This is a genomic window from Kitasatospora sp. NBC_01250, assembly GCF_036226465.1.
In the GTDB taxonomy this organism is placed as follows: Bacteria; Actinomycetota; Actinomycetes; order Streptomycetales; family Streptomycetaceae; genus Kitasatospora.
The window spans coordinates 101509-124948 of sequence record NZ_CP108476.1 but is presented as its reverse complement, the minus strand read 5'-3'; the positions used below and the strand labels follow the sequence as shown (position 1 = coordinate 124948).

The 23440-nt window shown below is 70.5% G+C and carries 26 protein-coding genes and 1 pseudogene; 13 read left to right on the top strand and 14 right to left on the bottom strand.

What is annotated here, in order from left to right; all coding sequences use genetic code 11:
* Window positions 1-376 precede the first annotated feature (376 nt).
* Together OG500_RS00610 and OG500_RS00605 are read right to left on the bottom strand one after the other, a co-directional pair.
* Window positions 377-553: a hypothetical protein gene (locus tag OG500_RS00610; RefSeq protein WP_329587946.1), complete on the bottom strand. Its 177-nt coding sequence runs from the start codon at window positions 551-553 to the stop codon at window positions 377-379.
* 327 nt (window positions 554-880) lie between these two features.
* Window positions 881-1435, bottom strand: coding sequence for a MarR family winged helix-turn-helix transcriptional regulator (locus tag OG500_RS00605; RefSeq protein WP_329575212.1), 555 nt, complete (start codon window positions 1433-1435; stop codon window positions 881-883).
* Window positions 1436-1660: 225 nt separating this feature from the next.
* On the opposite strand from OG500_RS00605, the gene OG500_RS00600 reads away from it, so the two are divergent.
* Window positions 1661-2635, top strand: coding sequence for an amidohydrolase family protein (locus OG500_RS00600; RefSeq protein WP_329575209.1), 975 nt, complete (start codon window positions 1661-1663; stop codon window positions 2633-2635).
* A 144-nt stretch (window positions 2636-2779) separates the two neighbouring features.
* Here OG500_RS00600 and OG500_RS00595 read toward each other — a convergent pair whose 3' ends face one another.
* The 3 genes from OG500_RS00595 to OG500_RS00585 all read right to left on the bottom strand — a co-directional run bounded on the left by OG500_RS00595 (window position 2780) and on the right by OG500_RS00585 (window position 4390).
* Entirely contained in the window at window positions 2780-3301 is a 522-nt protein-coding gene (locus OG500_RS00595) for a DUF6328 family protein (RefSeq protein ID WP_329575204.1), read from the bottom strand.
* Window positions 3302-3346: 45 nt separating this feature from the next.
* Entirely contained in the window at window positions 3347-3826 is a 480-nt protein-coding gene (locus tag OG500_RS00590; protein WP_329575200.1) for a flavin reductase family protein, read from the bottom strand.
* A gap of 219 nt (window positions 3827-4045) precedes the next feature.
* Window positions 4046-4390: a hypothetical protein gene (locus OG500_RS00585; RefSeq protein ID WP_327064337.1), complete on the bottom strand. Its 345-nt coding sequence runs from the start codon at window positions 4388-4390 to the stop codon at window positions 4046-4048.
* 219 nt (window positions 4391-4609) lie between these two features.
* Between OG500_RS00585 and OG500_RS00580 the strand changes: the two genes are divergently transcribed.
* A complete protein-coding gene (locus OG500_RS00580) occupies window positions 4610-4936 on the top strand; it encodes a hypothetical protein (protein WP_329575194.1) in 327 nt (108 codons plus the stop codon).
* Window positions 4937-5011: 75 nt separating this feature from the next.
* Here the strand turns inward: OG500_RS00580 and OG500_RS00575 are convergent, their stop codons facing one another.
* Window positions 5012-5698, bottom strand: a complete 687-nt coding sequence (locus OG500_RS00575) for an HAD family hydrolase (protein WP_329575190.1) — start codon at window positions 5696-5698, stop codon at window positions 5012-5014.
* A gap of 119 nt (window positions 5699-5817) precedes the next feature.
* On the opposite strand from OG500_RS00575, the gene OG500_RS00570 reads away from it, so the two are divergent.
* Entirely contained in the window at window positions 5818-6894 is a 1077-nt protein-coding gene (locus tag OG500_RS00570; protein ID WP_329575187.1) for an SDR family oxidoreductase, read from the top strand.
* Between the two features lies 1 nt (window position 6895).
* On the top strand, window positions 6896-7219 hold the full coding sequence (locus OG500_RS00565; RefSeq protein ID WP_327064335.1) for a plasmid stabilization protein: 324 nt from the start codon (window positions 6896-6898) through the stop codon (window positions 7217-7219).
* A 458-nt stretch (window positions 7220-7677) separates the two neighbouring features.
* Here the strand turns inward: OG500_RS00565 and OG500_RS00560 are convergent, their stop codons facing one another.
* The 5 genes from OG500_RS00560 to OG500_RS00540 all read right to left on the bottom strand — a co-directional run bounded on the left by OG500_RS00560 (window position 7678) and on the right by OG500_RS00540 (window position 10507).
* Window positions 7678-7833, bottom strand: a complete 156-nt coding sequence (locus OG500_RS00560) for a DUF6131 family protein (RefSeq protein ID WP_327064334.1) — start codon at window positions 7831-7833, stop codon at window positions 7678-7680.
* A gap of 187 nt (window positions 7834-8020) precedes the next feature.
* Window positions 8021-8203 (bottom strand): hypothetical protein, encoded by a 183-nt coding sequence (locus OG500_RS00555; RefSeq protein ID WP_329575181.1) that lies wholly within the window; start codon window positions 8201-8203, stop codon window positions 8021-8023.
* Window positions 8204-8252: 49 nt separating this feature from the next.
* Window positions 8253-8531, bottom strand: coding sequence for a DUF4235 domain-containing protein (locus tag OG500_RS00550; protein ID WP_442906986.1), 279 nt, complete (start codon window positions 8529-8531; stop codon window positions 8253-8255).
* A 420-nt stretch (window positions 8532-8951) separates the two neighbouring features.
* Window positions 8952-9980 (bottom strand): YihY/virulence factor BrkB family protein, encoded by a 1029-nt coding sequence (locus OG500_RS00545; RefSeq protein WP_329575178.1) that lies wholly within the window; start codon window positions 9978-9980, stop codon window positions 8952-8954.
* 158 nt (window positions 9981-10138) lie between these two features.
* On the bottom strand, window positions 10139-10507 hold the full coding sequence (locus OG500_RS00540; RefSeq protein ID WP_329575175.1) for a PRC-barrel domain-containing protein: 369 nt from the start codon (window positions 10505-10507) through the stop codon (window positions 10139-10141).
* A gap of 761 nt (window positions 10508-11268) precedes the next feature.
* Between OG500_RS00540 and OG500_RS00535 the strand changes: the two genes are divergently transcribed.
* The 9 genes and pseudogenes from OG500_RS00535 (at window position 11269) to OG500_RS00495 (ending at window position 21110) form a co-directional block, all read left to right on the top strand.
* Complete coding sequence (locus OG500_RS00535) at window positions 11269-12273, top strand: YdcF family protein (RefSeq protein WP_329575172.1); 1005 nt, start codon at window positions 11269-11271, stop codon at window positions 12271-12273.
* A 182-nt stretch (window positions 12274-12455) separates the two neighbouring features.
* Window positions 12456-13664, top strand: a complete 1209-nt coding sequence (locus tag OG500_RS00530; protein WP_442906985.1) for a phospholipase D-like domain-containing protein — start codon at window positions 12456-12458, stop codon at window positions 13662-13664.
* A pseudogene (locus tag OG500_RS00525) lies at window positions 13634-13934 on the top strand (aldo/keto reductase); the annotation flags it as partial. The gene OG500_RS00530 and the pseudogene OG500_RS00525, both read left to right, overlap by 31 nt.
* Window positions 13935-14337: 403 nt before the next feature.
* Complete coding sequence (locus OG500_RS00520) at window positions 14338-15453, top strand: ABC transporter substrate-binding protein (RefSeq protein WP_329575169.1); 1116 nt, start codon at window positions 14338-14340, stop codon at window positions 15451-15453.
* Window positions 15454-15525: 72 nt separating this feature from the next.
* Complete coding sequence (locus OG500_RS00515) at window positions 15526-15753, top strand: hypothetical protein (protein ID WP_329575168.1); 228 nt, start codon at window positions 15526-15528, stop codon at window positions 15751-15753.
* 88 nt (window positions 15754-15841) lie between these two features.
* The gene (locus OG500_RS00510) at window positions 15842-17326 is read left to right on the top strand and encodes a bifunctional phosphatase PAP2/diacylglycerol kinase family protein (protein ID WP_329575166.1); all 1485 of its coding nucleotides are present in this window, start codon (window positions 15842-15844) and stop codon (window positions 17324-17326) included.
* Between the two features lie 149 nt (window positions 17327-17475).
* On the top strand, window positions 17476-17640 hold the full coding sequence (locus OG500_RS00505) for a hypothetical protein (RefSeq protein ID WP_329575164.1): 165 nt from the start codon (window positions 17476-17478) through the stop codon (window positions 17638-17640).
* A gap of 98 nt (window positions 17641-17738) precedes the next feature.
* Complete coding sequence (locus OG500_RS00500; RefSeq protein WP_329575162.1) at window positions 17739-19310, top strand: FMN-binding glutamate synthase family protein; 1572 nt, start codon at window positions 17739-17741, stop codon at window positions 19308-19310.
* 72 nt (window positions 19311-19382) lie between these two features.
* Window positions 19383-21110, top strand: a complete 1728-nt coding sequence (locus OG500_RS00495; RefSeq protein ID WP_329575159.1) for a thiamine pyrophosphate-dependent enzyme — start codon at window positions 19383-19385, stop codon at window positions 21108-21110.
* Between the two features lie 180 nt (window positions 21111-21290).
* Here OG500_RS00495 and OG500_RS00490 read toward each other — a convergent pair whose 3' ends face one another.
* The 3 genes from OG500_RS00490 to OG500_RS00480 form a co-directional block, all read right to left on the bottom strand.
* Window positions 21291-21875, bottom strand: coding sequence for a DUF3885 domain-containing protein (locus tag OG500_RS00490; RefSeq protein ID WP_329575156.1), 585 nt, complete (start codon window positions 21873-21875; stop codon window positions 21291-21293).
* A 141-nt stretch (window positions 21876-22016) separates the two neighbouring features.
* Complete coding sequence (locus tag OG500_RS00485) at window positions 22017-22583, bottom strand: GNAT family N-acetyltransferase (protein ID WP_327064323.1); 567 nt, start codon at window positions 22581-22583, stop codon at window positions 22017-22019.
* Window positions 22584-22811: 228 nt separating this feature from the next.
* Window positions 22812-23330 carry a DUF6480 family protein gene (locus tag OG500_RS00480; RefSeq protein WP_327064322.1) on the bottom strand — a complete coding sequence of 173 codons (519 nt, stop codon included), beginning with the start codon at window positions 23328-23330 and terminating at the stop codon, window positions 22812-22814.
* Window positions 23331-23440: the final 110 nt, after the last annotated feature.

Genomic DNA, 23440 nt, shown 5'->3' with positions numbered 1-23440 from the left:
CCCGGCGCGGGGGCGGACCCGTGCCCGTTGGGAGGCGCTCACCCGCTGGGCTCAGTGGGACCTGTCTCTGACCCGGCTTGCCGAGGGCCGCACGGACGCCGTCGCGATCCTCGCCGAGCTCGACGCCCCGAACGGGGAATTCCTGCCCTCAGGTGCGGACAGCGCCCGCTGGGGGGTGTGGGCGGCCGAACCGCCCGGCTGCACCCTGGAGGCACGCCGGGTACCGGGCGGACCGCGGATCGCGCCACGAGATGCGGCGGGCGCCGTCTCGCTGCCCGTTCCGGTGCCCGCACACCGAGCCGGCCCGAACACGGGATGTATTCGGGCCGGACGGTTGCCATGCTGGGGGCCGGCGCTCCACGGCCCGCCGCGTTGGTCAGTCCTCCGTCTCGCCAGGTGCGCTCAGCGCCTTGGCGATTCGCCTTCCTGCTCCGACGGCCACGTTGACGCAGGTGACAGCGGCCAGAGCGGCGAGGAGGTAGGACTGCCGCAGCAGGGCGAGGACGGTCAGCGCGAGGCTGACGGCGGCCATGCCGACGCAGAGGGCAGCCACGAGCTGCTCACGGTGCTCCCTGAGTCTCAGCACCGTTCGGGCCAGATCAGCGGGAAGCAGGCGGATTTGGGGTTGTAGCGCCCGCCATGACGAGGGCCACGACCGCGGCTGTGGACCTGCGTGATCTGCCGAGCCTGGTTGCCGTGGGCGGGAGGGCTGCCGATGAGCTGCGCCAGCTCTCTCGCGCTCTGCCAAGTGGGCCGTCTCTGGGAGGAACACGTCCTGGACGACGGTGAACAGCCGCTCCTGGTCGAGGACGGAGCCGAAACGGAGATCTGACGCTGTCGCAGTTCCTCCCGATAGCTTCTCGACGGTTTCCCGACAGCGTCAAGCCCCGGCGTCGTCGCGGCGGCGCCGGACCGTCGTGGCCGAGCGGGAGGGCTGGGCCCGCATGTGGTCGCGGACCCGCGCCATGATCTCGGCCAGCTGCGGCAGGTCGTCGCCGGTCAGCGAATCGAAGAGCAGGCGCCGGGCCAGTTCCACGTACGGGGGCAGGACCTGGTCCAGCAGCGCGCGGCCGGCGTCGGTGAGGGTGACGGCGGTCGCGCGGTCGTCGTCCGGGTCCGGGCCGCGGGTGATCAGCCCGGCCTTCTCCAGCAGCCCGGCCTGATAGGTGATCCCGCTGCGGCTGTAGACCACGCCGTCCGCCATCTGGGTCATGGTCTGCGTCCCGCCCGCGTCGCGCAGCCGGACCAGGAGCTGGAACTGCACGAAACTGACGCCGGCGATCTCCCGCTCGCCGGTACCCGCGGCGACGCCACGCATACGGACCTGGTCGTGCGAGGCGGGCTCGCGCACATGGGAGAACCCGGTGCCGGGCCGATCGCCTTCGCGTGGCTCGATCAGGCGCTGGCGTCCCGGTCCTGAGACGACGGCAGCCACGTTCCCCACGCGGTGATCGCCCTGACAGGCACGCACGATCTGACACCACTTGGCTTGATGTTCAAGGTTCAAGCTCAGCCGGTGGCCAGCCGGTCCGAAGACCAGCCGGCCGCCGTCATACCCACACGGCAGCGCACGGCCCGCACCGCCGCACCCGCACCGCTCGCGTCAGACAGTGCCCTGGTAATACCTGGTTTCCGACAACTTCTTGACAAGGATTGGAACATGACCCTCATCGCCATCGAAGAGCACTGGCTCACCCCCGATCTGACCGCCGCCCTCAAAGCAGTGCCGCGCCCCGACGAAAGTCTCGTCCTCAACGAGATGGGCGATAACCTTCAGCGCCTGGAAGACCTGGGCGCAGGGCGGATCGCCGCCATGGACGCCCAGGGGATCGACGTGTCGGTTCTCGCTCTGACGCCTCCCGGCACCCAGCCGTTGCCCCCGGAGCAGGCCGTGCGGCTCAGCCGTGCCGCGAACGACCTGGCCGCCGCGGCTGTGGCCGGCCACCCGAGGCGGTTCCGCGCGCTGTCGACGTTGCCCATGTCCGCACCGGAGCACGTCGCCGACGAGCTCGCCCGGGCCGCGGGAGCCGGGCATGTCGGCACCATGGTCTACGGCCGCTCCGGCGACCGCTTCCTGGACGACCCGGCGTACGAGGACTTCTTCGCCGCCGCGGCGGAGCTGGGACAGCCGGTGTTCATCCACCCGCAGATCCCCTCCGACGCGCTGCGTGACGCCTCCTACCGCGGCTTCGGCGCTATGACCGATCTGGCGCTGGCCACGTTCGGCTGGGGCTGGCACATGGACGCCGGCACCGCGGCGCTGCGCCTGATCCTGCGCGGCACGTTCGACCGGCACCCGAAGCTCCAGGTGGTGCTCGGGCACTGGGGCGAGATGCTGCTGTTCTGGCTGGACCGGGCCAACAGCCTGTCTCGCATCGCCGGCCTCCAGCGTTCGGTGTCGGACTACATCCGGTCGAACTTCTACATCACCGCCTCCGGCATGCTGAACCCGGCGCTGTTGCGGCACGCCCTGACGGTCACCACTGTCGACCGGCTGATCTTCTCGACTGACTACCCGTTCCAGCGCCCGACCCACGACGACATCACCGCCTTCGTCGGACACTTCACCTCGGAGGAGGACCGGCGGAAGTTCAGCTGCGGCAACGCGGCGGCGCTTTACGGCATCGAGCTCTGATCAACCTCAGGCAAGGTCCGCGGCAGGCAAGGACCGTGACCGCCTGAAGTGCCCCATGATGTTGGTACTGATCGCCTGCCGTCGCTGGGCCGTTCGCCGGCTTCGGGTGTCATCGGCATCTGTCCGCACCGGGACCGCACGCGATCAGCGTTCCGTCTCCTGGCGCTGACGGGCGGCCGTTCGGCGCAGCACGACCTGGGGCAGGACCAGCCAGGCGGTGGTGAACCAGAGCAGGACGGCGGCGCTGAGGAGCCACGCCACCGTCGCGTTGCCGGTGGCGGTGCGCAGCAGGAGCAGGAGCGCGGCGGCGATGGTCAGGGCCAGGGTGACGAGGCCGGTGGCGATGAGCCGGCCGGCGATGTGGACCAGTTCCGGTTTCATGCCGTGGCCGGCGAGGAAGCGGTGGAAGGCGACGGGTGCCACGAGCGCGCCGGTGGCGATGGCGCCCAGGACGACGGTGGCGTCGTAGAGGTTCTTGTCGAAGTCGGGCAGGCTCGCGAACCGGGGGGTGAAGGCGACGCTGAGGAGGAAGCCGAAGAGGATTTGTGCGCCGGTCTGGCACACGCGTACCTCTTGGAGCATTTCGCTCCACAGCCGGTCCGCCCGTTCCTGAGGTGTCTCCTGCCGGCCGGTCCCGGCCGCGTCTTCGCCGCTGGCCTGTGCCACCGTGCACCTCCCTTGTCCTGTGCCACCCCGACAGCCCGACTCGCTCTATGCGGGGTGTCCGGCGTCGATGTCCTTGGCGTCGTGGAACGTCAGCGGCCTGCCGTTCGATGCGGTCGCGGTGTCGAGAGGTTCGAGGAGGAGGCCCAGGTGGTCGCCCCAGTCGGCCCGGTCCAGCACACGGCCGGCGAACCAGGCCATGGCGCCCGCCAGTACCGGAACTCCGTACGGACCGGCCTCCCACGACGTGGCCGCGAACTTGTCGACCTCGTCGCCCGTACGGCCGCCGAAGAGCTCGGCGAGCTCGTGTCGGTCTGCCGGGAGCAGGTGGACCACCAGCACCTGCGAGCGTGATGCGACGGCGTGGGTGCGGTTCGCCTTGGAGATCCACACAGCGAACCGGGGTGGCTCGATCGAGCACTGGCCGGCGAAGCCGACCAGGCACCCCGCGCGCTCCTGTCCGGCCGCCGCGGTGACGACGTACACCGGGTAGTCCAACAAGGCGGTGAAGGATTCGAATCGACCCATGATGCTGTTTCTTCCCTCGGATCTGGCAGCTATGGCCGGGGGCTCCGAAGCCCGTCGCCGGCTGCGGGGGACGGGTGGAGGGCGCGTCGCTGGAAGCCGCCGTGCCTACGGTGTGCGGGCCTCTGCCGTCGCCCTGCACGCCCCCGGGTGGACAACCCGGCCGGCGGCTCTCCTCTCGACCCGGTGCCAGGACGCGGATCGGCGAGCGGCCCTGGCTCCTCACGGCCGGTCGTCGTGGAGACCGCAGAGCCAGGCGAGCGCCTGGTAGGAGCCGAGGACGTAGCCGGCGTCGGTGCCATCGCGCAGGGCCGTGCGCAGCTTCACGGCGGCGCTCCGGCACTCGGCGAGGAGTTGATGGCGGCAGGGCCCCAAGGTCCCGGGTGACGGGACAGCGGTCAGGGGTGCTTCGGGCTGGGCTCCGGTGGCCCACTGGTAGGACGCCAGCACGCCGTGCTCGAAACCGGTGCACGGCGAAGGCCGCCGGCTGACCCCCTTGATCGCCTCGAACACCTCGTCCTGCCCGTGCGCCCCTACGGCGGGCGCAGTCGTCTCGTCTGTGGTCATGTCAGCAAAGTACGTCCGCGAGCCATCGGCCGCCTCCCCGCCCGGCCGGGCCCCGCGCGCCCCGCCCATGTCAGGCAACCGTGATCAGGCGACCGTGCCGGACGGCACCCGCCAGCGGCGCAGGCACCATGGAGGAGGACCTCCACGCCGTGCACCCCCGGCAACCGCTGCCCGCCCCGGCCCCGCGGTGCTGTGGGCCATTCCCTCGGAGGACAGGCGATGCCTCCCCAACTTCTGGCGGAACCCCTCAGCGTCTACCTGAACGACCACCTGACCGGTGCGTTCGGTGGCGCCGTACTCGCCCGCCGCATGGCCGGCACCCACCCGGACAGCCGGTGCGCGGCCGAGCTTCGCCGCCTGGCCCGCGAGGTGGAGCAGGACCGCGACGATCTGGTTCGGATCATGAACAGCCTCGCCGTGCCCGTCCGCCACTACCGCACCTGGCTGGGCCTGGCGGGTGAACGGATCGCGCGCCTCAAGCCGAACGGGACGCTGGTGGGCCGCTCCCCGCTGAGCGGCCTTCCTCTCGACCGGCGAACACGATGAGCGACCAAGGGGCGGAAGACAGGACTGGGACCAGTCGACCGCAGCGCCGGGCCGTGACGCGGGCGCTTCTGGCGGTCAGCCGGCTCCGGCCTCATGGCGGGCCGGGGCCGCGAGAGCGCTGCCATCGAGGCGGGCGAGGAGCTCGCCGACATCGGCGTGGACTTCGAGGGCGCCGGCTTCACGTAGGGCCGGTTCGCCGAAGCCGCCCGTCAGTACCGCCACGCACGGCACGTGGGCCCGGGCGGCGGCCTGCACGTCCCACGGGGTGTCGCCGATGAACAGCGCCTCACCCGGCCCGGCACCCGACTTGGCCAGGGCGGCCCGGACGATGTCGGGGGCCGGTTTGCTGGCGTCCACGTCGTCGGAGCCGGTGGCGTGATCGATCGCGTCGTCGGCACCCAGGGCGCGGCGCATTGCGGCAAGGTCGCGTCCGGAAGCCGAGGAGGCGAGGGTGATCGTCCAGCCGCGCCGCTTCAACTGCCGCAGGAGGTCGCCGGCACCGTCGAAAGCGCGCAGGCGGGGCCAGAACCGGGCGAACAGCGCCTGGTGCGCCGTGCTGATCGCCTCGTCGAGGTCGTGGTCGCGGCCCTCGCCGAGCAGGTGGTCCAGGAGCTGGTCGCTGCCCATGCCGATCGCGCCGTGGATGCGGGCCATCGCCGGGGTGTGGCCGAACTGGGTGAGCGCCTCCGTCCACGCGATCGTGTGCCAGTAGTTGGTGTCGAGCAGTGTGCCGTCGACATCGAACAGCGCTGCGGCCGGCATCACAACCTCCCTCACTCACGCCCGGGACCGGGGATCCCCATCGGTTCGACGCTACGACTCGCCCCGGCGCCCCGCACGGCCACCCGTTTGCCGCACCGGATCGCGGACAGGCGGACGGCATGGACGATCGGGAAACCACACCACGCACCGTCGTGATCACCGGGGCCAGCGGCGGCATCGGCCGCGCCTGCGCGGTCGCGTTCGCCGCCCGCGGGGACCGGCTCGCACTGATCGCCCGGGGCCGGGCCGGCCTGGAGCGGGCGGTGCACGAGGCCGAGCGGGCAGGCGCCGCCAAGGTGATCGCCATCGAGACGGACGTCGCCGACGCCCAAGCGGTGGAGGCCGCCGCCGAGCAGGCCGAGGCGCAGCTCGGGCCGATCGACGTGTGGGTCAACGACGCGTTCGCCTCCGTCTTCGCGCCCTTCACCGAGATCGCCCCCGAGGAGTTCCGGCGCGTCACCGAGGCCGCCTACCTCGGCTACGTGTACGGCACCCGCGCCGCCCTGAAGCGGATGCTGCCGCGCGACGCGGGTGTGATCGTGCAGGTCGGTTCGGCGATCGCCTACCGCGGCATCCCGCTGCAGAGCGCGTACAGCGGCGCCAAGCACGCGATCCAGGGCTTCAACGAGGCGCTGCGCTGTGAACTCCTGGCCTCCGGCACCGGGGTGCGCACCACGATGGTGCAGATGCCGGCGGTCAACCCCCCGCAGTTCGACCGGGTCCGCTCCCGCCTGCCCGAGCGGGCGCAGCCGGTACCGCCGATCTACCAGCCCGAGGTCGCCGCCCGCGCCGTGCTGCACGCGGCCGGTCGTCCTCGCCGGCGCGAGTACTGGGTCGGCGCCAGCACGGTGGCGACCCTGGTGGCGAACGCGATCGTGCCCGGGCTGCTGGACCGCTACCTGGCCAGGACGGGGTTCGACTCCCAGCAGGACGGCCACCGGCGCCGCGTCGGCGAGCCGGACAACCTGTTCGAACCGGTGGACGCCGGAAAGGACTTCGGGGCGCACGGCCGCTTCGACGACCGGGCCCACGCGCGAAGCCTGCAGCAGCAGGCGGCGCACGCGCCCGCCGCCGTCGCCGCCGGGCTGCGGCGGGCCGCCGGACGGGTGGGAGCGGGTTTGCCCGCCGCCGCGACCGGGTTTCTTACACGGATGCGGGGCAGAGGAGCCCTGCTGTCGTCGGAAAGGAGGGCGTGACGTGCCCAGCGGATCGAGCCCCAAGCGGGAGCGGCAGTACGAGCACATCAAGGACAGCGCACTGGACCGCGGTGCGAGCGAGAAGCGCGCGAAGGAGATCGCCGCCCGCACGGTGAACAAGGAACGCGCCCGGCACGGTGAATCGAAGACCGCCAGCCGCAGCTCGCTGCAGGACATCTCGTCCTCCCGGCGTGGCGGCCAGCGCTCGCACAGCGGCGCCCAGGGCCCCACGAAGGACCAGCTGTACAACGAGGCCAAGCAGCGCAACATCCACGGCCGCTCGAAGATGAACAAGAAGGAACTCGAAGATGCCCTCGGCCGATAGGATCCCCACCATCATGGGCACCGTTCCCGTGCCGCCCGACCCTGATACCAGCCCGGTCCCGCCGCCCCAGCCCCCGCAACCGCCGCTACCGCCGGAACCCGTGAGGCCCCCGGGCCCGCCCGCGCCGGTGGAGCCGCCGGTGCCACCGGACCCGCCGGCGCCACCCGGCTCACCCGTACCACCGCCCGAGCCGTACCGCCCGCCCGAGCCCGGCCCGGAGCCGGCGGCCCTACCGCAGCCGGGCAGCCCCCGCCCGCCGGAGCCGCCCGACTGAACCCGGGCCGCGGCGACGCAGGCCGGTGACGCCTGGACGCGCCAGCCGTCGCCGGGCTTGGGCTGGCGGCGCGGGCGTCGACGCCGACCGCCCGTCGCCGGGCCCGGAGCGACCAAGGCGGGTGTGCCCCAGCCGTCCCGGGCCCGGCGGCGATGCTGTCTCGAGGTGTGCAGCCGACCGGTGTTCACCAGTAGTGGCGGCGACCACCGACCTCGTGGCCCACTGCGCCCATGACCCACAGAAGTAGGCCGATGAGGGCCAGGACGATGCCGATGGTCCACAGGATGGAAATACCGGTGACGAATCCGATGACGAGGAGGATGACTCCGAGAGCGATCATGATGAACTCCGTTGTTGGCTCCCCCCGCCGATGCACTTCTCCGCCGGTGCGGAGAAGGATTCACTCCCTTCGCTGCCGGACCTGACTGCGCGCGGACCGCTTGCAGGCACTCGCGCTCGCGGCATGACGCGCGAACGCCCCGCTCCGCCCCGCCGCTCTTGCCATCGGGCGGCTCGACTTCGGTTGATCAGTCGGCCGGGGGTTGCTGCGGCCGCCCGGCAGCATCCTGCTCAGGGGCAGGACGGTCGGCTCCAGCCTGGTCGTGCCGGGCGTGCTCGATGTGTTCCTCGTTCTTCTCGTCGACCTCGTCCTTGAGATGCGAGAGGTCCTTGGACTTCCGGTGGGCTTGCTCACGGTCGAACTCCGTCAACGGACTTGCCTTCCTGCGTCGCCGGTGGATACCTGCCGGGGCCGGGGCGTCAGTCGGGCCATGTGCCGGTCAGGCGATGGGTTCCGACCGCGCCACTGCGGTCGATCGCGGCCCTGACCAGCGCGAACACCGCCCCCTGCAGGGCGGCGGCGGTCAGGACTTCCTTCCAGGTGCGGTCCTGGTCAGTGGCTTGGGGTGCTTCCGCCTCATGTCCGAGCAGAGCCCACAGGCGCTTGAAGACCGCACCCGCGATGACCCCACCGAGGGCGCCGAACAGCAATCCGAGCGGCTTGTAAAAGATCTTCACCATAACGATCTCCCGGTACATGCGACCGCCGTGAGGACGCGGCTGCCTGGCGTCTGTCCGAAAATGGCGCGGCCAACCGCCGCCAGGGACGCAGGTTGCCTGGGGGATCAGATGGCGGGCAGGTCGGTGAGGTCGTCCACGTGCTCTTCCGCCCCGGATTAGCGTGCGCTGCGCACGCATATGGTGATAGGGTCAATGCGAAGCGTGCGCAGCGCACGCAGTTGCTGCGATGGCACGAAGTACGCAGACCGGACCATCGGCACCGCCCGCTGACCTCCGCCACTCCCCGCCGCCACTCCCCGCCGCCACGGCCGGCAGCCAGGGCATCGCGGCCGCGCAAGGCCTGACGGGTCTGGCTGGCACTGCCACAACGCCGGGCGATCAGAATGTCTACGGCGAGTAAGCCTGGCCTATCGGCGGTCAACTCCCCTCCGCCACAGGTCAACCAGGCGGGGCGGGGTTGTCTCCGGCAGCGTTTGCCGAGCGGCATTCGCAGTCCCGCGTACCGGGCCCCAGGATCGGGCCGCTCCCCGCGGTCGGCCGGATCAGCTCGGCGTTGAACTTGGCTCCGATCAGGAGCACCAGGTTGCAGATCCACAGCCAGACGAGGAACACCACCAGGCCCGCAAGCGAGCCGTACAGGCGGCGGTACGTTCCCGTCTGAGATGCGTACAGAGCGAATCCGGCCGACGATGCCAGCCACAGGCCCACCGCCAACGCGCCGCCCGGCGCCATGCGCCGTACCGGCCTCGAGACTGCCGGGCCCGAGCGGTACAGGACCAGTACCAGCGTGACGGCGATGATCAGGAGAACCGGCCACCGCAGGGCATCCCAGACAGCAATCGGAGCGTTCCCCCACTCGAACAGCCGGCCCACCCGGCGGGCCAGAGTCCCGGTGAACACCAGGGCCAGCGCGCTGACCACCAGCAACAGCACCAGCACCAACGCCGTGAGGACGATCCGTGGAGCCGTTCGTCGAACGGGTCGGTCACTGTCCAATCCCTCTATGGCGTACAGAGCTCGACGGAAGACCCCGAGGTAGCTGGATCCCGACCACAGGGCCCCGACCGTGCCGAAGAAGGTCAGCAGCCAGGCGGCCGACCGTTGCTGGGTCATCTCCTGCAGAGCGCTGCTCAGCAGCTCCCGCGACTGGACCGGCGCGGCCCCCGCGATGTGCCCGATCACGCCGGCAGTGGACGCCGGCTGGGACAGACCGAATACCGACAGGACGACGAGAAGCACCGGAAAAAGGGCCAACACGGTGTAGTACGTCAGCGCGGCTGCCCAGTCGGTGAGGTTCTCCTCCCACACAGCTACCGGTGTACGTCGCAATGCCGCCCAGTAGACGGCGGGCCAGGCGGGGGCCTCGCGGGAAGCAGACGCGGAGGCGTCTTCGCCCGGACCGTCGATCCCCGCGACCACCCCCCGCTCCGCCGCCTTCCCGCTGAGCCCGCCGACGGCGTGCGCCATGGGCTTTGGTCGTCGGTCCCACAAAGCAACTCACATCCCAGCGGTAGAGCCATCGGGCGGCAACGGACCAGCGCACGGGGTGTTTTTGGTGGCGGCATCAGAGTTGCCGCGCGTCACCGGGCCGGTCCTGGCCCCTGCCCATCCGCGCGTGCTGCGACTCAGAACGTGAGGCCGCCGTAAAACGGGCCGTAGTAGCTGCCGTACGCTTCCCGGGACCCGGCGTCGGCGTCCTGGTGCTTGTCCTTGTCGAACTCCGGGCCGTTCTTGATCTCGTCCTTCGTCCGGTCCACGTAGATCCTCTTGTCCTCCTGGTCGACCCGCACGACGGTTCCGGCGGGCAGCAGGACGTGCTTGCCGAAGATCCACGGGCCGGTGTCGACGACGAGGTACTGGGAACCGACCTCGTCGGAGTGCTTGTCGACCTTGCCGATCGGCCCGTCGGTCGCCTCGACGTGGAAGTCCACCAGGTCGGTGCCGGGGACCTGGCCGGAGGTCGAGCGGAACTCCCAGATGTCGATGCTGCTCATGCTTGTTCCCCTTCTCATAGGTGCCCACCGAGCTGTTCTCGGCCGACGCGTCCTTGGCTGCCCCGAATGCCGCGCCTCACACCTGACGGGTCGTGAGCCGTTGCGTTGCCGGTCGGCTGGCGGGGACGGGCGCAGCCGACCGGGGGATTGAACGCCGCGCCACGACGGACGTGTCACCCTCGTCCGGCCGCCCCAACCGCGCCAACCGCCTCAACCGCACCAACCGCACCAACCGCACCAACCGCGCCAACCGCGCCATCCGCGCCGACGCGAGCGGCCCGCGGATCAGCAGCGGACCCACTCTCGGCACGAGGAGCAGCGCAGTGCGGGAGAAGGCGCCGAACGGGCTTCCGAGTGTTTGGCGCCGTCAAGAACGGTCAGGTGCTTGTACAACCTCAGGTGCCTGTACAACCGGCGTCCCGGTCCGTGTGCCGGGCGCCGCAATGGTCGCCGACCCGACGGGAGAACAGCATGCCCATCAATCCCGGCCCCCCGGAACCAGGGCCCGAGCGCACTGCCGACGACGAACCGCACGTCAACCCTGGTCCCCCCGAGCTGCAGCCGACGGACAGCGGCGACCGGCGGAACCGCAACCCGGGGCCGCCCGAATGCCGTTCGCACGATTCGGCCCAAGGCCCGGACGCCGGTCCCCCGCACGCCAACCCGGGGCCGGCCTGAGTGCGGCTGCTCGGGAAAGGGCCGGTCCCACAGAGTCGGCGCCGTCCTCCGTCGGCCGGTAGAACGTTCACAGGATCCCTTGAATGACCGCATACCTCCTGGCTGTACTGTTCCTCGCGCTCTTCGGTCTCCGTGTCCGTCGCGACCGGCGCCGCTTCGGCAACGGGGTTCTCCTCGGCCTCGCGTTCGCGCTCCTGACCGTCGGCCTGCTGGGCGAACTCGACCGGCTTCCGACCGCCCTGACGCGCATGGCAAGCGGCGCGCTTCCGGTCGTCGCCACGGTGGCCAGCGTGGTGACCGCGACGATCCTGGTGGCCAACGGCATCACGATGATCCGCAAGGAGGGCGGCCAGCCGGCCAATCTGCTCTCGTTGTTGGCCGGCGTGGGCGTCTTCACCCTCATCGCTCTGGTTCTGGTTGCCGTACGAGCCCACAGCCGTCCACTGCACATTGCCACGGCAGTCGTGCTGCTGCCGGTCGGCTACCTCTCGTTCCTCCTGCTGTGCTTCGTGGGCTACTCCCTCCTCTACGGACGGCTGACCGTCCGTCGCTCGGTCGACTTCGTGGTCGTCCTGGGCTCGGGGCTGATCAACGGCTCCGAGGTACCGCCGTTGCTGGCCAGCCGACTTGACCGCGGACTCGCCGTCCACCGGTCGCAGAGCGCGCGCGCAAGCTCGCCGACGATGGTCGTCTCCGGTGGCAAAGGGTCCGACGAGCGGAGCCCGGAGTCGCAGGCGATGGCCGACTATCTGATCTCACGAGGAGTGCCGCTCAAGCAGATCGTGCAGGAGGACCGGTCGACCAGCACGGAGGAGAACCTGGAGTTCAGCCGGTCCCTGATGGAACAGGTCCGGCCGGGTTACCGGTGCGTGATCGTCACCAACAACTTCCACGTGCTGCGGTCAGCACTGACCGCCCGTAGAGCAGGCGTGCGCGGTCAGGTCCTCGGCGCGCCCACGGCGGCGTACTACTGGCCCAGCGCGATGCTCCGCGAGTTCGCGGCCGTCATCCTGTCGTACCGGATGGTCAACGTCGGCATGTGTGCGCTGCTCGTCCTGCTCGGCGCGGCCGACAGCTGGCGGGCCTGAGGCGCTCCCGGGCACACGCGTCGGACCCAGGCGCGTGCCCGGGAGCGCCTCAGGCGGCGCCGAGCGCACTCACCGGTCCGGGGGTGTACCACGGCCAGTCGGCCAGGCGGGCCGGGACAGAACACAGTTCGCGTTCCGGCCGCTGATTCGATGATGCTGCCACCACCATGTAGGGAGAACACGTGCTGCACGAGAGCGACACCCGGCCCACCGACCAGCCTTCGGAGGATCTCGCCACACGGAAGCAGGCCCTGCGGCGGCGCCTGGAGCGGCTGATAGGAATCGCCGCGACCGAGGGCAACGAGCTCGTGCCGTTGCGCAACGGGGACGAGATCTTCCCCGCGATGCTCCAGGCCATTCACGAAGCCCAGTACACCGTGGACATGACGACGTTCGTCTACTGGCGCGGCGACATCGCCCACCACTTCGCCCACGCGCTGGCCAGCAAGGCACAGCAGGGCATCCGGGTGCGACTGCTTCTGGACGGCTTCGGCAGCCGCCTGATCGAACGGGACCTCCTGGACCTGATGGACGCCGCCGGCGTCCAGGTGGCCTGGTTCCGCAGGCCGGCCTGGCTCTCCCCGTTGAAGCAGAACCACCGCTGCCACCGCAAGGTCCTCGTCATCGACGCCCGAACGGCATTCACCGGCGGCGTCGGCATCGCCGAGGAATGGTGCGGCGACGCACGCAACCCGCAGGCGTGGCGCGACACCCATGTCCAGGTCCGCGGGCCGGCGGTGGACGGCATCGCAGCCGCCTTCGCCCAGAACTGGGCCGAATGCCGCGAGGACGCGCTCTACGACGCGGCGGACCGGTTCGGCGAACACGAACAGCCGGGCGACGCCGTCGTCCAGGTCGTCCGCGGGTCGGCCAGCGTGGGCTGGCAGGACATGCAGACCCTGCTACGCGTCGTCATCACCTCCGCCCAGGAGCGGCTGCGTCTCGCAACCGCCTACTTCGCCCCCGACCACTACTTCATCGACCTGCTCTGCACAGCGGCCTCCCGGGGCGTGCAGGTGGAGATCCTGCTGCCCGGGCCGCACACCGACAAGCGCGTGTGCCAGCTCGCCGGCGAGCGCTTCTTCGAGGAACTCACCGCGTGCGGCGTGAAGATCTGGCAGTTCCAGCCAACGATGATGCACGCGAAAGTACTGACCGTGGACGGTATCGCCACCCTGGTCGGGTCGACCAACTTCAACCGCCGTTCCCTCGACCACGACGAGGAGATCATGCTCGCCGCCGTCGACGAGAGGTTCACCGCGCGCTTGGACCAGCACTTCGACGAGGACCTCGCCCGCAGTGAACCCCTCGACCCGGCGCGCTGGCGTCGCCGCTCCGCAGGCCGACGCGTGCTCGAGGCCTCCACGGCACCGATCCGACATTTCCTGTAAGAGATCCCGCTGGTAGGGGCGCCGTCGCGAGCGCCGCGACCCTCACCGGGCGGATGCACGACGTGGTCAAGTCCGGGAAGGTCCGCTACATCGGAGCCTCCTCCATGTACGCCTGGCAGTTCGCCAAGGCCCTGTACCTGGCTGACCTGAACGGCTGGACCCGGGCCGTGTCGATGCAGGACCACTACAACCTCATCCACCGGGAAGCAGAGCGGGAGATGCTCCCGCTCTGCGCCGGCCACGCGCAACGGAACGTGCCCGTGGGCGCCGAAGAAGCTGACGTCCACCGACCGCTCCTGAGCTGGGTCGATTGGTTGACTTGACGGCCCTCCTGCCGTACTGATCCGTGTCGCGATCTGGCTGAAGCTGGGCATGCCGAGATCGATCACTTGGTGGTCGACGACGCCGGAAGTCCTTCGGGGGTTGACGTGAGGTCAGGGCGCAGGCGGAGTGAGGATCGCAGGGTCGGTCCGGCGAGGTGGAGGCCGCAGGTGCAGTCAGGGGGCACCTGGAAATAATCGGTTGCCAGTTGGCGATGGTGGTGGATGCAATGTCCGGCGTGATCATTTAGGTGCGCCCGCCACGGCGAGATGAGATGAACGCGTACCACCGGGCCTTGCCGCTCTGCGCACCGGGCGGACTGCACCGACTCGTCACAAGGGAGACGCCACGCATGAGTACGTCGCCATCGCCGGCTGGGGCGGAGCGGACTGACGGATCGTCCATCCGGATCGGCGCTCTCGTTCCGCTGACTCGGCCCGGCTGGGTCGAGGCGGGCCAGCACTTGCTCGCCGGACTGGAGCTGGGCGTTCGCGAAGTCAACGAAGTCGGCGGGATCGGCGGAAGACCACTTGAGCTGGTGGTCCGAGACACCGCGGCTGATCCACAGAGGGCCGCGGCGGCCGTGGACGAATTGGCCGGCCTGGGGGTGGCCGCCTTGGCGGGGGAGTATCACAGCGTCGTCGCGCGCGCCGCTGCCGGCAGGGCCGACGCCCTCGGCCTGCCGTTCCTCTGCTCTTCAGCGGTTCTCGACGCGCTCACCGAACAGCCGACGGAATGGGTCGCGCGCCTCTCCCCGCCGCAGTCCCGCGGCTGGCAGGTCTACGCGGACTTCCTCCTCGGCACGGGCCACCGTCGCATCGCCGTAGCGGCCCAGCCGAGTGTCTACTGGGCAACCGGTACCCGCATTGTGCGGGACCACCTCGCTGCACGCGGCGGCACCGTCGTCGAACTCGACATGAGTGCGCTCACCCCCGCGGACGTGTGCGACGAACTCGCCGACAATCGGGCGACGGCCCTTCTTCTGCTGGTCGGCCACCCGGATCCGGCAGTGCCGATCGTCAAGTCCGTCCGCGGCGACCAGCGCCTCGCCGAGATCTTGATCGGTGCTCCGGCCGGGCAACCGGAGTTCGCCGAATGGGCGACATCGCTGGGCGACGACGGCGCCGGGGTCCCGTTCTTGCGCTACTTGCCGCCCGAGGGCCTCAGCCCACTCGGTGCACGAGTCGAGAAGGCCCTGCGCGAGCAATTGGGCGAAGCGCTCTCCTTCGTCGCCTTCGAGGGCTACGACACGGTCACCGTCCTCGCCGATGTGCTGCGTTCTCACGGCGCGGACCGGGCACGCATCGCCGCAGCCTGGCCGCGCGTCGCGGTCGTAGGCACCCGCGGGCAGATCCAGTTCTCCCGCGCGCCGGGCACCAGCGTCTGGCAATGGGCTGGGACGCCGATCCAAGTCGTTGATCGAGATCCGGCGGAACCCGATCGCTTCCGGATCCTTCACGCCGGCTGAGCCGAGGAGAGCACGGAGGTCCGACTACCCGGATCTGTCCAAACTCGACTCGCCAAGGCGCTGGCCTGCCAGTTGCCCGCCGAGACCGGCGTGCCGCTGTCGCGCTGGTCCTGCCCGGAGTTGGCTGCCGAGCTGACCGCGCGCGGGATCACCGACACCGCCTCCGCGTCCACGGTGCGCCGCTGGTTGCGCGAGGACGCGCTCAAGCCCTGGCAGTACCGGTCCTGGTTCGGCAACGGGACCGCAGCGGGGGAGGAGTGCTGGTGGATGGGCCGGGCCCGGCTCGTCGCCGAGACCTGAGCCATCTGCGTGTCAATCAGGCGGGCTCGTGTCGCCGGTACTTGTCGGCGCGTGCATGCGGAGCGCTCAGAGGGGTAGCCGAGCAGTCATGGGACGGATCGCGGAACTCGACAGCAGGCTTTTCACGCGGGTGGCGCGCGCACGACTGCGCGGCGTCGATGTCTGGTTGCCCCGGCTGAGCCGGTCTGCGAACCACGGCGTCCTGTGGACGGCCTCGGCGGGGCTGCTGGCGGCCAGTGGTGACCGCGCCGCTCGCAGGGCCGCGCTGCGCGGCGTGGGATCGCTTCTCCTGGCCTCGGCGGCGGCCAACCTGGTGGCGAAGTCCGTCACGAGACGTCAACGGCCGCTGCTCAACGACGTACCGCTGGTTCGCAGGCTAGCCCGGCAGCCCTTCACCACGTCCTTCCCGTCGGGGCACTCGGCGTCGGCCGCCGCCTTCGCCACTGGTCTCGCGTTGGAGTCACCGGCGCTGGGCGCGATCGCGGCGCCCGTGGCGGGCGCGGTGATGGCCTCCCGGGTCTACGTCGGCGCGCACTATCCCAGCGACGTGATCGCGGGGGCTGCTCTCGGCGCCTCGATGGCCGCACTCACGCTGCGCTGGTGGCCTCGTCGGGCCGACAGCCCGGCCAGCGCCGCACGGCCGGGCGTCGCCGTCCCGGCGCTACCACGTGGCGAAGGACTGAGTGTGGTGGTGAACAGCAGATCGGGCAGCTCGCTCCTGCCAGGCTTTGACGCCGACCCCGACGGCGTGGTCGCCGAGCTGCGCGAGCTGTTGCCGGCGGCCGACATCCGGGTGTGCGGCCACGAGGATGACCTGGCGAAGGTGATGGCCGAAGCCGCTGAAGGCTGCCGGGCGCTGGGCGTGTGTGGCGGGGACGGGACGGTCCACCTGGCCGCCTCGATGGCGTCCGAGCGGGGCCTGCCGCTGGCGGTGTTCCCCGGGGGCACCCTCAACCACTTCGCGGTCGACCTCGGGACGCACAGTCTGCGCTCGACGGCCGAGGCGGTTGAGGCCGGCAGCGGCGCCGCCGTGGACGTGGGCCGGGTATCCCTTTCCGGGGACAACCACCTGTTCCTCAATACCTTCAGCCTGGGCGTCTATCCTGAACTCGTCTGCATCAGAGAGAAGTTGGAGAAGCGTCTCGGCAAGTGGCCGGCGTTGGCCGTGGCACTGGTCCGCGTGCTCGCCACTGCCGAGCCTGTCCGGATGGAGGTCGCGGGAGAGCCCCGACAGGTGTGGCTGCTCTTCGCGGGCAACGGATCCTACGACCCGCCGGGCCTCGCCCCCAGCCACCGCAGCGCGCTGGACGAGGGGAAGCTCGACATCCGAGTGGTGGACGGCAGTCACCCGTTCGCCCGGACCAGGCTCGTCGCCGCCTTCCTCTCCGGCACTCTCGCCCGCTCCCGGGTCTACCGCGCGGCGCGACTGTCCGCACTCGACCTCACGAGTCTTCACGACGTCACCCACATGTCACTGGACGGCGAGATCGTGGAGGCCCCCGACCGCTTGCGGCTGAGTAACGCCGCCAGGGGCCTGACCGTCTACCGACCCGAGCGACCCGCCATTCCGTGACCCGGGACGGGGCCCGAACCGGGTCAGGATTCGCGAGGTCGTTCGACGAGCTTTGATCTGCACCCGGGCGATCTGTCGTACCAGGGGTGTGAGCTGACCGCCCGCCTGGTCGGCGGGGTTCTGCCCGATCGCGGGGCCGGGAGGTCATCGTGCCTCCAACGGCCGTGCTGGGCAACGTGCTGACCTCGGCGATCGCGGTCCTCGTCGGAGGCGCGCTGCCAGGCCTCGCCGGCGCGCTCGTCGCGGTGCCGGCCACGGTCGCGCTCGGCCTGGTCCTTGACGAGTACGTCTTCCCCCGCACGGACAACGCCTGACCCGACGGGCCAGGCCCGGGCCGCTTCCGGGGGGTCTGCGGCGCCGAAGGTGGCTTGGCCGCCGTGATTCGGGTTAGACGGTGGCTGTGCTGAAAACAATGTGGGTTGCTCTGCTGGGCTGCGTGGCCGTCGTCGCTGTCGTGGCGGCTGCGCTGGTGTCGCCGTGGTGGTGGCTGGCGGCCGGTCCGCTGGTGGCCGTGCTGCTGTTGGCGGGATGGGACCTGCTGCAACGCAGGCACGCGATCCTGCGGAACTACCCGGTGCTGGGCCATCTGCGGTTCGCCCTGGAGGGCATCCGTCCGGAGGTGCAGCAGTACTTCGTCGAGCGCAACGTCGACGGGCGTCCCTTCGACCGTGACACCCGCAGCATCGTCTACGAGCGGGCCAAAGGAACCGACGCGGAGGAGCCGTTCGGCACCGAACTCGATCTGTACGAGAGCGGCCGCGAGTTCCTCCTCCCCTCCATGGCCCCGCGCGCGGTGCGCTCGGACCCGCCGCGCGTGCGGATCGGCGGCCCGCACTGCTCCCAGCCCTACGACATGGCGCTGCTCAATGTCTCGGCCATGAGCTTCGGGTCGCTGTCCGCCAACGCCGTGCTGGCCCTCAACACCGGTGCTGCGCTGGGCGGATTCGCCCACGACACCGGCGAAGGCGGGCTCTCCGAGTACCACCTGCGGCCCGGCGGCGACCTGGTGTGGGAGATCGGCACGGGCTACTTCGGCTGCCGGACCAAGGACGGCGCCTTCGACGAGAAGCAGTTCGCCGAGAAGGCCGCCCACCCGCAGGTCAAGTGCGTGTCACTGAAGCTCAGCCAGGGCGCCAAGCCCGGCATCGGCGGAGTCCTGCCCGGCGCGAAGGTCAATGCCGAGATCGCCGAGGTCCGCGGCGTCCCGCAGGGCAGGACGGTCGTCTCGCCGCCGTACCACAAGGCCTTCTCGACACCGCGCGAGCTGGTCCGCTTCATCGCGCGGATGCGCGAACTGGCCGAGGGCAAGCCGACCGGCTTCAAGCTCTGCATCGGCTCCCGCCGCCAGTTCCTCGCCGTCTGCAAGGCCATGCTGGAGGAGGACGTCACCCCGGACTTCATCATCGTCGACGGCGCCGAGGGCGGCACCGGCGCGGCCCCGCTGGAGTTCGCCGACCACATGGGCATGCCCCTGACCGAGGGCCTGATGACCGTCCACAATGCTCTGCTGGGGGCCGGACTGCGGGACCGGATCCGGATCGGCGCCAGCGGCAAGGTCGCCACCGGCGGCGACGTGGTCAAGCGGCTGCTCCAAGGCGCCGACTACACCAACGCCGCCCGGGCCATGATGTTCGCCGTCGGCTGCATCCAGGCCCAGCGCTGCCACACCAACACCTGCCCGACCGGCGTGACCACGCAGGACCCGCGCCGGGCCCGGGCGCTGGACGTCGGCGACAAGTCGCAGCGCGTCGAGCGCTTCCAGGCGGCGACGGTCAAGAGCGCCCTGCAGATCATGGCGGCCATGGGCGTGGACGAACCGTCCCAGCTGCGCCCGCACATGCTTCAGCGCAGGATCGACCCGCAGACCATCCGCTCCTACGCCGAGCTGTACCCGCAGCTCGCCCCAGGGCAACTCATCAACGACGCCCCCGAAGCCTGGGCCCAGGACTGGCACGCCGCGCACCCCGACCACTTCACCGCGTGACTGGGCGACCTGCCCGAATGAGAAGCGTGAACACGAGGCCGTGCTTCACCGAATGAACCGGAGGACCCGCCCATGGCACGCACCGTTGCCCAAGTGATCGTCGACGCCCTGCAGGAACTGGGCGTTCGCCATGTGTTCGGCGTCGTCGGCGACGCGCTGAACCCGCTCACCGACGCCATCCGCACCACCGACGGCGTCGCCTGGGTCGGCTGCCGCCACGAGGAGGCCGCCGCGTTCGCGGCCGGCGCGCAGTCCCAACTGTCCGGACGCCTGGGCGTGTGCATGGGCACCGTCGGCCCGGGCTCCGTGCACCTGCTCAACGGCCTCTACGACGCGGCCAAGAGCCGCACCCCGGTCCTCGCCATCGCCGGACAGGTGCCCCTGGCCGAGCTGGGCAGCGACTACTTCCAGGAGGTCGACAACGACCTGCTCTTCCGCGACGTCGCCGTCTACCGCAACACCGTCACCTCCCCGGACCAGATGCCGCGCATGCTGGAGGCCGCCGTCCGCGCCGCGATCAGCGAAGGCGGCGTGGCCGTCCTGACGGTGCCCGGGGACCTCGGCGACCAGGAGCTGACCGACGACCGCCCCGCACGGTTCCCCTGTACCCGTCCCGTCACCCGCCCGGATGAGCCGGGTATCCGCGAGGCGGCCGAGATCGTCAATGCGGGCTCCAAGGCCACCCTGCTGGTCGGGCGCGGCGCCCGCGACGCACGCGAGGAGGTCCTGGCGCTGGCCGAACGGCTGGCCGCGCCGATGGTCCTCACCCTCAAGGCCAAGGAGGGCTTCGAGGGCGAGAACCCGTACCAGGTCGGCCAGACCGGACTGATCGGCAATCCCGCCGCCGCTTACGCCCTCGACACCTGCGACACCCTGATCATGCTCGGCACCGACTTCCCCTACCGCGACTGGTACCCCACCGACTGCAAAGTCGTCCAGATCGACCTTCAGGAAAGCAACCTGGGACGACGGATCCCGGTCGACGCGGGCCAGGCCGGCGACGTCGGCGCCACCCTGCGGGCACTGCTCCCGCACCTGGACGCCGCCAAGGACCGCTCCCACCTGGAGTCCACCCGGGAGCGATTCGACAGCTGGCGCGCCTCGCAGCAGCGCCTCGCCGACCCCGGCCACGACAGGCACCTGCTCGGACGGCTGCGCAGCGCGCTGGACAACCGCAGCCACGAGATCCGTCCCGAGGCGCTGGCCGCCGCCGTGGACGCCTGCGCGAGCGCGGACGCGATCTTCACCTCCGACACCGGCATGGCCACCGTCTGGCTCTCCCGGTTCGTCACGATGCACGGGCAGCGGCGCCTGCTGGGTTCCTTCAATCTCGGCTCGATGGCCAACGCCATGCCGCAGGCCCTCGGGGCCCAGCTGTGGGCGCCGGACCGCCAGGTCGTCGCGTTCTGCGGGGACGGCGGCCTGAGCATGCTGCTCGGCGACCTCATGACGATCAGGACCTACCAGCTGCCGGTGAAGCTCGTGGTCTTCGACAACCGCCGCCTGGGCATGGTCAAACTCGAGCAGGAACAGGCCGGACTGACCGAGTTCGGCACCGAGCTGGACAACCCGGACTTCGCCGCGGTCGCCACCGCCCTGGGGCTCACCGGCATTCGCGTCACCGACCCCGCCGAACTCCAGGACAGCGTCCGCCGGGCCTTCGACACCCCAGGGCCGGTCCTGCTGGACGTCCTGACCAATCCTCAGGAGCTGGCCGTCCCCGGAAAGCCGACGGTGCAGCAGGGCTGGGGCTTCGCCATCGCCAAGGTCAAGGAGATGCTGCAGAGCAACGAGGACTGAGCGGACCAGGCGCATCGACGCCTCGACCACGGCGGCGTCCAGGAACGGCATTGCCTCGCGGACCGTGCGGCCCAGGTGCATCTCGATATCCGTCGACGCGCTCCACCGAGCAACTGCCGGTGGCCATAGCCCTCCGGCCGCCCACCGCGTCCCTCCAGCCACCCAGGGACCGGCATCGCCTCAGAGCGATCTCAATAGCGTCTCGCATGCGTGGCAGCGTCGGTCGGACAGTCCTGGCGGATACCAGGGCTCGCCCGGTCGAGCCGGCCGGTAGTGGGCGTGCTCCATCGGCTCGGTTTCGAGCCCGCAGAGAGTGCGCGGAAGCGGATCCTCGGGCACGTCCGGGTCGGCACCCGCTGCGTGCACTGCGATCACCACCGGCTCCACACCATCCGGACCAAGAGCCTGATCCTGCTCCAGCTCAAGCAGCACGACGATTGTTGCCATGCTTCGAGAGTCGAGCACACCGACGATGCCCACACTCGGGGTGAGCTTTCCGTGGCGCGGCCGAGGAGGGGCGGCATCGAACTCGAAGGAAGCGACCGGGCCGAGCGAACGCAAGGCCGAGCACTTCCTCGCCTTCGCCGGTATCGCGGCGATGTGCATCTGTATCCGCAGGCCGGCCGGCTGGACCGGGCCCGGCGTGTTGTAGCGGTCCAGGACGATGGCGTACTCGTGATCGTCCTGCGCGTACCGCTTCGACTCGGGAAGGCTGTGAAAACGCACCCACACCTCCCGGTACGGGCCGCGGAGCTGGTGAGCCACGGGGGGACAGTCGGCCCACCGCCGCTGCCACAGCTCCGTCAGCGGGGTTCGCCCGATCTCGGACACCTGCAGAACACGTTCTCGCCTTGCCCTGCGACCGTCGACCATGATGCCCGATGCATCCAGCCAGAAGGAACGTCGTCATGAACCCGCCGACAGCCGCCACTCCCGCCTGATCAGCCCGTAGACCCACGAGTCGGAGACGTCGCCGTTGACGACGCAGTCCTCCCGCAACGTCCCTTCCCGCACGAAACCGAGTTTCTCCAGCACGCGGGCAGATGCCACGTTGCGCGTATCGGCCTCGGCTTGGACGCGATTGAGGTCCAGCGTGTCGAATGCCCACCGCAGTAGGGCGCGCGCGGCCTCGGTCGCGTAGCCGTGGCCCCAGGCCGCATCGTCGAAGCAGTAGCCGAGCGACGCGCTGCGGTAGTCCGGATTCCACCTGCTCAGGCTGCACCAGCCGATGAACGCCCCGTCGGAGACACGATCCACGGCCAGCCGCGCCCCGGTGCCCTCCTGTGCCATCTGCCGGCAAGCCGTGATGAACTGCTCGGCGCGCACGCGTTCGCTCCACGGTGGCGCGTCCCAGTAGCGCAGCACGTAGGCGCTGCTGTGCAGTGCGAAGAGGTCGTTCGCATCCGCGTCTTCGAAGGCACGCAGTCGGAGGCGAGCGGTGTGCAACGAAGGGGCGGGAAGCGACCTACGCATGTTCAGTCTCCTGATCGGTGGCCGACCAATCAGACATCCGATACGGGGCACTCGCAAGGGGTTTTCTCGGCGGGCCGGCAGAACGCCGTGTCCGCTCATCGTGCGACCGAGAGTGCGCAAAGGGTGATGGGCGAGGACACGCATGATTGTGTCGCAATACGCGATTTCACGCGCGAATCTCTCTCGAGCCGACTTCATCGCAAGCGTCGTTCGGCGGGCTCGCCCACCTCACCAGGCGAAGATGCGAGCGACCAGGAAGACGACCACGCAGAGCACCAGCAAGCCGATGACCACCAGCGGCCACGGCCCCCACGCCTGCCGCAGCTCCACCGGCTCGGGCACCGAGATCCCGGCCGTGGTGCTCCCCTCCGCCGGCGGGGTCTCGGTCGGTGCAGGCCCGGCCCGCCGCCCTCGCCCGCCTGCCGCCTGCCCGCTGTCGGTCCCGGCCGCCGTGCCGTCCTCCTCCAACGCGTCCAGTACCTCTGCCAGCAGCAGCTCCAGCCGGCCGCTGCCTGCGCCCAGTGCCCGCCCGTAGGCGAACTCCCCGTCGTGGGAGAAGAGCGCGACCAGGGTTCGTCCTGGCCGGGTCAGCCGCAGCCGGCCGCCCGCACCGCCGTTCCGGCCTTCGGGCTCCCACACCATGTGCCAGCCCCGCGCTGCTGCTCGGCTCCTGACCAGGGTCTGATCAGTGCTCCACCGTGGCTCCATCCCCGCACCGTGCGGGGCCGGTATCCCGTTCTCTGCCATGACTGCTCCTGCGGCCGGACCGGAGGGTGCAGCGCCGCACCCTCATGGCGCGTGGACTCACCCGCCGTGGACCCTGCGCATACCCGGCGATCGCGCTTCACACGCGCCGC

Coding starts and splice junctions, on each gene's coding strand:
- OG500_RS00540 (WP_329575175.1), bottom strand. CDS start 10,507: ATGAGCAGCATCGACATCTGGGAGTTCCGCTCGACCTCCGGCCAGGTC.
- OG500_RS00590 (WP_329575200.1), bottom strand. CDS start 3,826: ATGGGTCGATTCGAATCCTTCACCGCCTTGTTGGACTACCCGGTGTAC.
- OG500_RS00580 (WP_329575194.1), top strand. CDS start 4,610: ATGCCTCCCCAACTTCTGGCGGAACCCCTCAGCGTCTACCTGAACGAC.
- OG500_RS00480 (WP_327064322.1), bottom strand. CDS start 23,330: ATGGCAGAGAACGGGATACCGGCCCCGCACGGTGCGGGGATGGAGCCA.
- OG500_RS00500 (WP_329575162.1), top strand. CDS start 17,739: ATGTGGGTTGCTCTGCTGGGCTGCGTGGCCGTCGTCGCTGTCGTGGCG.
- OG500_RS00535 (WP_329575172.1), top strand. CDS start 11,269: ATGACCGCATACCTCCTGGCTGTACTGTTCCTCGCGCTCTTCGGTCTC.
- OG500_RS00510 (WP_329575166.1), top strand. CDS start 15,842: ATGGGACGGATCGCGGAACTCGACAGCAGGCTTTTCACGCGGGTGGCG.
- OG500_RS00520 (WP_329575169.1), top strand. CDS start 14,338: ATGAGTACGTCGCCATCGCCGGCTGGGGCGGAGCGGACTGACGGATCG.
- OG500_RS00550 (WP_442906986.1), bottom strand. CDS start 8,531: ATGTACCGGGAGATCGTTATGGTGAAGATCTTTTACAAGCCGCTCGGA.
- OG500_RS00495 (WP_329575159.1), top strand. CDS start 19,383: ATGGCACGCACCGTTGCCCAAGTGATCGTCGACGCCCTGCAGGAACTG.
- OG500_RS00570 (WP_329575187.1), top strand. CDS start 5,818: ATGGACGATCGGGAAACCACACCACGCACCGTCGTGATCACCGGGGCC.
- OG500_RS00560 (WP_327064334.1), bottom strand. CDS start 7,833: ATGATCGCTCTCGGAGTCATCCTCCTCGTCATCGGATTCGTCACCGGT.
- OG500_RS00600 (WP_329575209.1), top strand. CDS start 1,661: ATGACCCTCATCGCCATCGAAGAGCACTGGCTCACCCCCGATCTGACC.
- OG500_RS00575 (WP_329575190.1), bottom strand. CDS start 5,698: ATGCCGGCCGCAGCGCTGTTCGATGTCGACGGCACACTGCTCGACACC.
- OG500_RS00545 (WP_329575178.1), bottom strand. CDS start 9,980: ATGGCGCACGCCGTCGGCGGGCTCAGCGGGAAGGCGGCGGAGCGGGGG.
- OG500_RS00485 (WP_327064323.1), bottom strand. CDS start 22,583: ATGCGTAGGTCGCTTCCCGCCCCTTCGTTGCACACCGCTCGCCTCCGA.
- OG500_RS00585 (WP_327064337.1), bottom strand. CDS start 4,390: ATGACCACAGACGAGACGACTGCGCCCGCCGTAGGGGCGCACGGGCAG.